Origin of the sequence: Pseudomonas lalkuanensis, assembly GCF_008807375.1 — a bacterium.
Taxonomy (GTDB): Bacteria; Pseudomonadota; Gammaproteobacteria; order Pseudomonadales; family Pseudomonadaceae; genus Metapseudomonas; species Metapseudomonas lalkuanensis.
On record NZ_CP043311.1, the window covers coordinates 139,002 to 150,000 of the forward strand.

At 65.1% G+C, this 10,999-nt stretch carries 8 protein-coding genes (1 of these 8 running past the window's edge); 2 read left to right on the forward strand and 6 right to left on the reverse strand.

Annotation, left to right across the window (positions count from 1 at the left end; translation table 11 throughout):
• The 6 genes from FXN65_RS00650 to FXN65_RS00675 form a co-directional block, all read right to left on the reverse strand.
• Complete coding sequence (locus tag FXN65_RS00650) at window positions 1-315, reverse strand: NAD(P) transhydrogenase subunit alpha (RefSeq protein ID WP_151131177.1); 315 nt, start codon at window positions 313-315, stop codon at window positions 1-3.
• Window positions 316-326: 11 nt separating this feature from the next.
• The gene (locus FXN65_RS00655; protein ID WP_151131178.1) at window positions 327-1,487 is read right to left on the reverse strand and encodes a Re/Si-specific NAD(P)(+) transhydrogenase subunit alpha; all 1,161 of its coding nucleotides are present in this window, start codon (window positions 1,485-1,487) and stop codon (window positions 327-329) included.
• A 690-nt stretch (window positions 1,488-2,177) separates the two neighbouring features.
• The gene (locus FXN65_RS27825; RefSeq protein ID WP_178119257.1) at window positions 2,178-4,697 is read right to left on the reverse strand and encodes a LuxR C-terminal-related transcriptional regulator; all 2,520 of its coding nucleotides are present in this window, start codon (window positions 4,695-4,697) and stop codon (window positions 2,178-2,180) included.
• Between the two features lie 159 nt (window positions 4,698-4,856).
• Window positions 4,857-6,224, reverse strand: a complete 1,368-nt coding sequence (locus tag FXN65_RS00665; protein ID WP_151131179.1) for a DUF1329 domain-containing protein — start codon at window positions 6,222-6,224, stop codon at window positions 4,857-4,859.
• Window positions 6,225-6,241: 17 nt separating this feature from the next.
• A complete protein-coding gene (locus tag FXN65_RS00670) occupies window positions 6,242-8,008 on the reverse strand; it encodes a DUF1302 domain-containing protein (RefSeq protein ID WP_151131180.1) in 1,767 nt (588 codons plus the stop codon).
• A gap of 194 nt (window positions 8,009-8,202) precedes the next feature.
• Window positions 8,203-9,111 (reverse strand): LysR family transcriptional regulator, encoded by a 909-nt coding sequence (locus FXN65_RS00675; protein WP_151131181.1) that lies wholly within the window; start codon window positions 9,109-9,111, stop codon window positions 8,203-8,205.
• A 193-nt stretch (window positions 9,112-9,304) separates the two neighbouring features.
• Between FXN65_RS00675 and FXN65_RS00680 the strand changes: the two genes are divergently transcribed.
• Together FXN65_RS00680 and FXN65_RS00685 are read left to right on the forward strand one after the other, a co-directional pair.
• Complete coding sequence (locus tag FXN65_RS00680; RefSeq protein WP_151131182.1) at window positions 9,305-10,486, forward strand: acyl-CoA dehydrogenase; 1,182 nt, start codon at window positions 9,305-9,307, stop codon at window positions 10,484-10,486.
• 69 nt (window positions 10,487-10,555) lie between these two features.
• Window positions 10,556-10,999, forward strand: partial view of a CaiB/BaiF CoA transferase family protein gene (locus tag FXN65_RS00685; RefSeq protein ID WP_151131183.1) — the 5' end (the start) only. It continues 780 nt past the right edge of the window; the window shows 444 of its 1,224 coding nt (coding positions 1-444); the start codon lies at window positions 10,556-10,558; its stop codon lies beyond the right edge, outside the window.

Here is a 10,999-nt window from a genome sequence, read left to right on the forward strand (position 1 = left end):
TCAGTGCTTCTCCAACTGCGCTTTCGGTGCTTTCTTCTTGAACATTTCCAGCATGCGTCGGGTGACCAGGAAGCCACCGAAGACGTTCACCGCGGCCAGTGCCACGGCGAGGGTGCCCATGGCCTTGCCCAGCGGGGTGACGGTGAGGGCGGCGGCCAGCATGGCTCCGACGATCACGATCGCCGAGATGGCGTTGGTCACCGCCATCAGCGGGGTGTGCAGGGCCGGGGTGACGTTCCACACCACGTGGTAGCCAACGTAGATGGCCAGCACGAAGATGATCAGGTTGTAGATGCCGTCGGAAATCAGGTCCATGGTCTCTATCCTTATGCGTTCGCTTTTTGCGGAGCAGCGGTCGCGGCGGGAGCGCCGTTGCTACGCACGACATTGCCGTCGCGGCACATCAGGCATGCGGCGACGATGTCGTCTTCGAGGTTGATGTTGAGCTGGCCGTCCTTGTCGAGGATCAGCTTGAGGAAATCCAGCAGGTTGCGCGCATAGAGGGCGGAGGCGTCCGCCGGCACCATGGCGGCCAGGTTGCTGTGGCCGACGATGGTCACGCCGTGCTTGACCACTACCTGGTCGGCTTCGGTCAGCGGGCAGTTACCGCCCTGGGCAGCGGCCAGGTCGATGACCACGGAGCCCGGCTTCATTTCGGCAACGGTGGCCTCGTGGAGCAGGGTCGGTGCCTTGCGGCCCGGGATCAGCGCGGTGGTGATGACGATATCGGACTGCTTGGCGCGCTCGTGCACGGCCTTGGCCTGACGCTCCATCCAGGAGGCCGGCATCGGACGGGCGTAGCCGCCAACGCCTTGGGCGCATTCGCGCTCCTCGTCGGTCTCGAACGGCACGTCGACGAACTTGGCGCCGAGGGATTCGATCTGCTCCTTCACCGCCGGGCGCACGTCGGACGCCTCGATCACCGCACCCAGGCGCTTGGCCGTGGCGATGGCCTGCAGGCCCGCTACGCCGGCACCGAGGATGAGGATGCGCGCGGCCTTAACGGTGCCGGCGGCGGTCATCAGCATCGGCATGAAGCGCGGGTAGTGGTGAGCCGCCAGCAGCACGGCTTTGTACCCGGCGATGTTGGCCTGGGACGACAGCACGTCGAGGCTCTGGGCGCGAGAGGTGCGCGGCGCCGCTTCGAGGGCGAAGGCGGTGATACCGCGAGCGTTCATGCGCGCGATGGTCTCGTTGCTGAAGGGGTTGAGCATGCCCACCAGCACGGCGCCGGCACGCATGTGCGCCAACTCGCCCTCGGTCGGGGCAACCACTTTCAGCACCAGGTCGGCGCCGAAGGCGGCGGCGTCGTTGCCAATGGTGGCGCCAACGGCCTCATAGGCACTGTCCGGGATACTGGCGCTGACGCCGGCACCGCTTTGCACCGTCACCTGGTGGCCTTGGCTCACCAGCTTCTTGATGGTTTCGGGCGTCGCGGCAACCCGCGTCTCGCCAGCATGGCTTTCGAGAGGAACACCGATGTGCACTTCAAATCTCCTGCGTGATCGATCTGGTGAACCAGTGCACTGCGGATGGTGCTCTGGCGAGGCGGATCCGCCTTTCAACAGCCTGGTATCGCAACAGCCGAAACCTGGTGGCGCGGCATTCTGCAATCGGGACCTCAACTGCTTCAAGCAGTTCTGGAGTAAAACGGCGCAAAAACTACAAGTCACGATTAGACTTGTCGTCCCTGGCTTCCGTTCCAGACCCCGTCATCACTGGTGGAGGCGAGTCTTCACCAAGGACTCCGGTGCCGGTCTCCATCCCCAGGCTGAATGACTATCCATCAAAGCAGCGCCAGTACAGGCTTTGGGTACGTGACATCCTGCCGTTAATGGCTGGCGCACTGTTAGTAAGACTTTTTAATAGTTGCCATAAGGCTGCGGAAAATGGGCGTTCTGTAGCTTTTGAAAATGCCTGACTACAGAGTCAGGATTCAGATTTCAGTCGATTGGCAAGGAGAAGGGTAGTTCGCGTGTAACCCAGTCGCCTCGCGGGCTGCGCCAATTTGTCGCGGGTGCCGTAATGGGAACGGACGATGTCGCTCGGGTGAAATTCGGGCAGGCGATACCGGGGGTGTTCGGCTTTTGCCGGCGGTTTCGTACGCAGGGTGGAAAACCACGGAAAGGATTTCCACCCTGCCGGGGGATGCACGGCGCGTTTCCGCTTGTGAGGCCCTAGACCAGCAATCCCAGCGTCTTGGCGCGCATCACCGCCTGGGTGCGGCGCTTTACGCCGAGCTTGCTGTTGATCTTCTTCGTGTGGGTTTTAACCGTGTTCACCGAGATGAACAGGTAGCCGCCGATTTCCTGGTTGGAGAAGCCTTCAGCCAGCAGTTGCAGGACGGCGCGTTCGCGCTGGCTGAGCAGGTTGCCCTGATCGTTCTCGACCGCGCCGGCACTGTCGCAGCGTGGGTAGTCACGCAGCAGGCCGTGCATGCCCAGGCGCTCGGCCTCCTCCAGGGCCTGGCGGTGCAACTGGCTGGCCTCGGCACGGCCGAGGGCATGCCAGGTGGCGGCGAGGGCCAGTTGCACCTCGCAGGCCAGGGGCGCGAACTGCAGCGACTGACTGTGCGCCAGCAGTGACTGGAGCATGGCTTCAGCCTGCTCGGCACGCCCGGATTCCAGTTGTGCACGGGCCAGCAGCAGTTGGTTGCGCAGGGGGAGGGTGGGGTAGTCCAGGGGCGCCATCCAGCGGCAATCGCCCTCGAAGTAGCGCTGGATGCGCAGGGCAACCGGCTCGATGCGCTCCCAGCGGCCCTGACGGGCCAGCACGCGCATGCCCTGCAGATTCAGGACGCCGCTGTAGGCATAGCGCCAGACCTGGCGGCAGTGCATCTGCCGCTCGGCCTCGCGCAGTTCCTGGTAGGCCTCGTCGAACTGACCACGGCGGGCGCGGAGTTCCGCCAGGCCGAGGAAACCGTGCAGGGCAAAGGGATCCAGGCATTCGTGGGCCTGTTCCAGACCAGCGCGCAGGGCACCTTCGGCGTCCTCCAGGCGATCGGTGATCAGGTGCAGTTCCGCCTGGATCAGGTGCAGGCGGCCAAGCATCAGGCTGTCCACCTGCTTGCGCCTGCCGATCAGCGCGAAGCTTTGCTCCAGCAAGGTCTGGGCCCGGCCAAACTCGCCGCGCAGCAGAAGCAGGCGGATTCGGTCGAGGTTGAGCAGCACTTCGAACAGCAGGCTGCCCTGGCGGCGGGCGATCTCCAGCGCCTTGTGCAGGTGGGGCTGGGCCTCTTCCGGGGCGCCGCTGGCCATGGCCACCCGTGCCAGGCTGGAGTAGCAGAACAGGATGGGCATCCAGTCGTGTTCGGGCAGGTGCTCCAGTGCCTCGCGGCAGTGCAGCCGAGCGTTGGCGACGGACTGGCCACGCAGCGCGGCGAGCACGCCGTGCAGAGCCTGCCAGTTGGCCAGCAGCTTGCGGTTGCGCAGAGCGGTCGGTTGCGGCAGGAAATGGCCGAGCTTGGCGATGCAGGCTTCGGCTTCGTCCAGGCGCCAGGAAATCAGCAGGCCCCAGGCATTCAGGCTGAGCAGGCGCGGTGTGCTTTCCAGCAAGGTGGCGGGCAGTCGCGCGCGCCAGGCCAGGAGGTGGGCCAGGTGCTGTTCGCCGGTCAGCCATTCCTGGCCGAGGCGCTCCAGGTAGTTGGCCGCCGCTTCCGGTTGGCCGGCACAGAGGGCCTGCTCGATGGCGTCCTCCACCTGGCCGGCGGCGATGAACATGCGGCAGGCGCTGAGGTGGAGGCGAGTGGCGGCGGCTTCGCTGATGCGGTGGCGAAGGGCGCGGGCCACGGCTGGCAGCACGCGGTACCAGGTGCCGTGTTCGTCCAGCGGCATGCAGAAGGCCTGCCGTGCGAGCAGGCGCTCGAAAAGCCCGGCGCCGTCGCTCTCTTCCCAGAGGTGCTGGCAAAGCTCGGCCGAGACCTTGGGCAGGTGCGCCAGGGCGAACAGGCAGTTGGCTTCTTCAGGGCTCAGGCGGTTGAGCAGTTCGTGGTCCAGGTATTCCCTGAGCCAGCAGTGGTTGCCACTGGCGCTGGTCGGCACCTTGGCGGAGAGGTGCAGGCGCACGCCGGCGCACCAGCCTTCGGTTTCCTGCCAGAGCTCTTCGCGCATGGCGGCGCTGGTGCGCGGCGCCAGTTGCTCTACCAGCTGTTCGTGCTGCTGGCGATCGAAAGCCAGCTGGGGGGCGTCCAGTTCCAGCAGCTCGCCGGCCAGCAGCAGGCGCGGCAGGTTCCAGGCCGGGCGCTGGCGCACGCTGACCAGCAGGCACAGATCGGGCAAGGCGCGCGCCAGGAGCTGGTCGATGCAGTCGTCGAGCCCGGCGGAGGGATGGCCGGGGTAGTCGTCCAGGACCAGCCATATCGGTTCGCCGCGATGTGCCAACAGCTGCTGCAGGGCCTGGGCGGTGGGCAGGGCAGGGGCGTCCTCGGCCAGCTCGGCGGCGAGTTGGGCGAGCAGCTGCTCCGGCGTCAGCGCCTGGCCGGCGAGGTTGAGCCAGACGACCCGTGCCGGTTCGGTCCGGGCGCGGAGGAACTCGTTGATCAGCACGCTCTTGCCGAAGCCGGCCGGGGCGCAGAGCAGGCGAAGCTGGGCATCCTGGGCGGCGAGGCGTTCGACCAGTCGCGGACGCGGGATATGGGCCGGAGGCAGGCGTGGCAGGCGAGACGCAAGGACGTGCGGTGTCTGGCCGTGACGGGGCATGAGGCGGTTCTCGCGGAGTTGTTGTTATGGGTGAACCGGACCCTTGCAGACTAGATCGGCCTCAGGTGCGCTTGAAGGAGCATGCATGGCGCTGATGAGTCGCCATAACACGGCGGTGCGGAGGGGAGGGGCGCCCCTGGATCGGGGCGCCCGGAGGGGTCAGCGAATGCCTGCGTTGCGCAGGGCGGCAGGGGTGTAGTCGGCGCCGGTGGCGGCAAAGCCGAACTCGATGCCGTGCTTCTCTTCGTTTTTCAGGCCAAGGGCAATGTAGCGTCCAGCGATGATGTCGTAGAGGGCTTCCACGGCATAGGTGGCCACCTGACGCTGGTAGTGGTAGCTGGCGTGGCCTTCACCCACGCGCCAGAGCTGGCCACGGCCGTCGTAGTGGTCGGCGTAGGCAACCTGCCAGCTGTCTTCGTCGATGAAGTAATGGCGCTTGGCGTAGATGTGGCGCTCGTTGGGCTTGAGGGTGGCGACCACTTCCCACACGCGGTGCAGCTCGTAGCGGGTCAGGTCCTGGTTCAGGTGGCCCGGCTGGATGATCTCCTTGTAGGTGAGCTTGGGCGATTCCAGCTTGTAGCTGTTGTAGGGGATGTACATCTCCTTCTTGCCGATCAGCTTCCAGTCATAGCGATCCGGGGCGCCGGAGAACATGTCGAAGTTGTCGGCGGTGCGCATGCCGTCGGCGGCGGTGCCCGGGCCGTCGTAGGCCACCTGCGGGGCGCGGCGCACGCGGCGCTGGCCGGCGTTGTAGAGCCAGGCCAGGCGAGGTTCCTTCACCTGGTCGATGGTCTCGTGGACCAGCAGCACGTTACCCGCCAGGCGCGAGGGTGCCAGCACGCGCTGCTTGAAGTAGAGCAGCACGTTGGCCGACTTCTCCTTGTCCAGCTGGCTCATGTCGGCCGGGAAGGCCACTTCGTCCTCGAATTGCACCGGGGTGAAGGAACCGTTGGTCTGCGGGGTGGCCTGGACTACCAGGCGCCGGGCGTTACCGCCGCGGTAACGGGTGATGTGGTTCCACATCACTTGCACGCCGTCCTTGGGAATAGGGAAGGCGTAGTAGTGGCTCTCGGCGAAGTTGGACAGACCGTTGCCGCCGTCCACCGGCTGGGTGTTGACGGCGCTCTGCTTGGCCGCGTCATAGATGGCCTGCGGTGCGGCGGCGCTGCGATGGCTCGGGTAAACCGGAATCTTGTAGGTGCTGGCGTAGCGCCTGAACATCGCCATCTGGCCGGGTGACAGCTTGTCCTTGTATTGCTCGGCGTTGGCGGCGGTGATGGTGAACAGCGGCTGCTCATTGGCATAGGGGTCGCCGACGAAGCCATTGGCGTCGACTACCGCGGCGTTGGTGGGCAGGCCGCCGGTCCAGGCCGGGATGCTGCCATCGGCATTGCCGACCTTCTCCGCGCCCAGCGGGGTGAGGCTGGTACCGAGTTGGGCTGCCTCTTCCTGGCTGACAGCGGCCATGACGTTGGCGGCGAGCAGGCTGAGGACCAGGACGCCGCTTTGCAGGATGCTTCTCTTCATTGCAGGAATCCTTGCGATCAGAAGTTGAGGCCGAAGCTGAGGGCGACGAAGTCGCGGTCAGTGGTCGTGTTGTAGTGGCCGCCGAAGAAGTCGGTGTACGACAGGCTGGCGGTGTAGGTGTTTTGGTACTCAGCGTTGAGACCGAGGCTGACGGCCTTGGAGCCTTCGTTGAAGTTCGGGCCGTAGCCGTCGACGTCGTGGGACCAGGCGATGCTCGGCGTCAGGTTGATGCCGGCGAAGACGTTGCTGTAATCCAGGCTGGCGCGGGCGCGGTAGCCCCAGGAGCTGCTGGTGTAGAAGCCCTTGTCGTTGCACTCGCGCTGCTGGGGGCTGGCGGCGGTGAGGGCGAGACACACCGCCTGCGAGGACAGCTGGCCGGGACCATAGATGGGGTCGCGGCCGAAGCGCAGGTCGCCGATGTTGTCGTCAAGGCCGCCGATATGGTTGTAGCCAACCTCGCCGACGAGGGTCAGGCGGCTGGCGCCCATGACCTGGTCGATGAACTGGGTGGCGGTGATCTGGGCCTGGGTGACCGGCTTGCGCTCGTAGCCGTGCAGCTCTTCACCGGCGCGGTTACGTGAGTGACCACTTTCGAAGATGGGCGTGTTGGGTACGCCAAGGGCGGCGAACGACAAGTCAGTACTGTTCAGCTGCAGCGGCATGTTCGGGCGGAAGCTGACTTCACCGGCGAGCGAGGTGCCTTCGACGTTGGTCTGGAAGCTCAGGCCGTAGAGGCGGATGTCTTCCGGGTACTCGATGAAGTAGCGCGCACCGGGGGCGCCCGGAATGATCGCCGCGCTCGGCGTCCTGGTGCGGATGGTGCTGAAGATCGGGCCGCGGCTGTGGTAGTTCATCGCGTAGGCGCCAAACTCGGTGTCGTTCATTTCCGGTACGAACCAGCGCAGGGCCACGCCGAACTGACCGCTGTCGCGGGCGTCACGGTCGCCGGCGCGGGGGATGTAGAGGGTGCCGCCAGTATTGGTGGATACGCCGGGCGGGAGGTCTGGGCCAGCAACGATCAGGCGGTCGACGCAGCCATCGGCCACAACGTCCGAGGTGGAGAAGAAGGTGCCGCAGTTGTCGGCCACCGTCTGGTCCCATTCCAGCTGGTAGAAGGCTTCGGCGGAGAGGCTGTCGGTCAGGCTCTGCGACACGTAGATCATATTGACCGGGATCAGCCCTTCCTTGATCTCGGCGCCGGGGCGGCGGAAGGCAGCCACGTCGATCGGGTTGATCGAGTTGATGCTGTTGCCGATGAAGGTACTTTCACCCCAGCTAACCACCTGCTTGCCGATCCGGACGCTGCCCGGCAGGTCGCCCAGGTTGTAGTTGTGATAGAGGAAGGCATCGAGCAATTGCGCGCCGGAGGACTTGGCGCCCTCTTTGCGGTTGTGATCGTCGATGTCGTAGAAGAGCCGGTGCTCGTCCTTCAGCTCGAAGTCATACCAGTACTTCCCGCGCAGAAAGACGCCGGTATCGCCGTACTTCAATTCCAGGTCGTGGATGCCCTTGAAGATCTTCGAGAAGGTCTCCCCCTTCTTGAAGTTCAGACGGCCGTCGTCCGAGGTGCGCGACAGCGCCTCGCCGCCGCTGGCGGTGGAGATGAACTCCGGATCAGGCGAGCGCACAGCCCAACTGGCGCCTACCGAGAGGGATGAGTCGAACTGAGCTTCGATTTCACCGATGTTGAACGTGATGGCAAAGGCCTGGGCGCTGCAACCCAGGGCGATGGCGGCGGCCAGCGTGTGCGGCCGGAAGATTCCGCGCATTGTTCTTGTTGTCATGCGGCTCTCCAGAGCGGGTCTTGGGAGGCCTCATGCTAATCAGCCGCTTCCAGCGCCATAACTGCCTGAACGGGCGATTTCGCCTATCACCCTAGAGGGTGATAGGCGCGTCGTGCGAGTGCCTGGAACGGGTCTTCCTCCGCTCGCTGGACGGGGGCGGGCGAGGTGGTGCTACCTGGGGTTACAGCCTGTACTCAGTCCAGGCCGGCGCCGCTCCGGTAGGTGCCCGCGGCGTCCACCAGCCAGTCGCGGAAGGCGATCAGGGCGGCGGATTCGAGCTTGCGTTCGGGAATGATCAGGTAATAGGCCTTGTCGCTGCGGAAGCTGTGGGAGTGGGCGATCACCAGGCGGCCGTCGGCCAGTTCGCGCTGGATCAGGAAAGGTGGGATCAGCGCCACGCCCATCTCGTGCATCGCCGCCTGGGCGAGCATGGAAAAGAGTTCGTAGCGTGGGCCGCTGAGGTCGCGGGCGACGTTCATCCCGAGGGAGCTGAACCACTGGCGCCAGGCGTAGGGGCGGGTGGTCTGCTGCAGGAGCGGCAGGCGCGCGATGGCGTCGGCGTCCAGGCCCTGTTGGTCCTCCAGCAGCGCCGGACTGCACACCGGCACCGAGTTTTCGTGCATCAGGAAGTCGGCGCGAGTACCCGACCATTCGGCATCGCCGAAATAGATGGCGGCGTCGAAGTCGGTGTCGGCGAAGAGGAAGGGGCGGGTGCGGTTGGTGAGGTTGACCGTGACCTCTGGATGCAGGCGCTGGAAGTCCTTCAGCCGTGGTACCAGCCACTGGGTGCCGAAGGTGGGCACGATGGCCAGCTCCACGGTCATTGCGCCTTGCTGACCCATCACCGCCAGAGTGTCGCGTTCCACCGCGTCGAGCTGGGCGGCAATGCGCCGTGAATAGGCCAGGCCGGCCTCGGTCAGCTTCACCCCGCGCCGCGAGCGGCGGAAGAGCTCCAGTCCGAGAAACTCCTCCAGTCCGGCGATCTGTCGGCAGATGGCACTCTGGGTCAGTGACAGCTCATCAGCGGCCTTGGTGAAGCTCTGGTGGCGGGCGGCGGATTCGAAGGCGACCAAGGCGCCGGTACTGGGTATCTTGCGGCGCATGCTGTACCTCAGGTTCACAAGTAAAGGCTTGGAAATGGGTCTTTTGGCTTTTCGGAGTGAGAAATTAGCACAACAGCATGCGAAATCCTCGTTTGTCCGATACGTCCTAGGCTGTCTAGGATGCGTCAACACTAGTAAGGCAGTGGCCCGCGATGGCCCGCCCCCCGAACCCCGCTTACCGAGGACACTCCCCATGGCCGCCAAAGCAAGCTTCAACTGGATCGACCCGCTGCTGCTGGACCAGCAACTCACCGAGGAAGAGCGCATGGTGCGTGACAGCGCCCAGCAGTTCGCAGCCGACAAGCTGGCCCCGCGTGTCCTCGAAGCCTTCCGTCATGAGCAGACCGATCCGGCGATCTTCCGCGAGATGGGCGAAACCGGCCTGCTCGGCGCGACCATTCCGGAAACCTACGGCGGCAGCGGCCTGAACTACGTGTGTTACGGCCTGATCGCCCGCGAAGTCGAGCGCATCGACTCCGGCTATCGCTCGATGATGAGCGTGCAGTCCTCCCTGGTGATGGTGCCGATTTACGAGTTCGGCAACGAAGCCACCAAGCAGAAGTACCTGCCGAAGCTCGCCAGCGGCGAGTACATCGGCTGTTTCGGCCTGACCGAGCCGAACCACGGTTCCGACCCGGGCTCGATGATCACCCGCGCCAAGAAAGTCGACGGCGGCTACCGCCTGACCGGTAACAAGATGTGGATCACCAACAGCCCGATCGCCGACGTCTTCGTGGTCTGGGCCAAGGACGATGCCGGCGAGATCCGTGGCTTCGTGCTCGAGAAGGGCTGGCAGGGCCTGTCCGCTCCGGCGATCCACGGCAAGGTCGGTCTGCGCGCCTCCATCACCGGCGAGATCGTGATGGACAACGTCTTCGTTCCCGAAGAGAACGCCTTCCCCGACGTACGCGGCCTGCGTGGTCCGTTCACCTGCCTGAACTCCGCGCGCTATGGCATCTCCTGGGGCGCCCTGGGCGCCGCCGAAGCCTGCTGGCACACCGCGCGCCAGTACGTGCTGGACCGCAACCAGTTCGGTCGCCCGCTGGCGGCCAACCAACTGATCCAGAAGAAGCTGGCCGACATGCAGACCGAGATCACCCTGGCCCTGCAAGGCTGCCTGCGCCTGGGCCGCATGAAGGACGAAGGCACCGCCGCGGTGGAAATCACCTCGATCATGAAGCGCAACTCCTGCGGCAAGGCGCTGGATATCGCCCGTATGGCTCGCGACATGCTGGGTGGCAACGGCATCTCCGACGAGTTCGGCGTGGCCCGTCACCTGGTGAACCTGGAAGTGGTGAACACCTACGAGGGTACCCACGACGTCCACGCGTTGATCCTCGGTCGCGCGCAGACCGGCATCCAGGCGTTCTTCTGATCTTCCGCCGGGCCTCTCTTCTATATATAGGTGCGAGGCCCGGGCCCTTTCGCGAACCCAGGTGATCCCATGGCTGGCGCTCTCTCCCATATCCGTGTGCTCGACCTCTCCCGCGTGCTGGCTGGCCCCTGGTCCGGCCAGATCCTCGCGGACCTGGGGGCCGAGGTAATCAAGGTCGAACGGCCGGGCTCCGGCGACGACACCCGTGCCTGGGGCCCGCCCTTCCTCAAGGGCGCCGATGGCCGGGATACCAGCGAGGCCGCGTATTTCCTCTCTGCCAACCGCAATAAGCAGTCGGTGACCGTCGACTTCACCCGTCCCGAGGGCCAGAAACTGGTTCGCGAACTGGCGGCGAAATCCGACATCCTTATCGAGAACTTCAAGGTGGGTGGCCTGGCGGCCTATGGGTTGGACTATGAGTCGCTGAAGGCCATCAACCCGCGCCTCATCTATTGCTCCATCACCGGCTTCGGCCAGTTCGGCCCCTATGCCAAGCGTGCCGGTTACGACTTC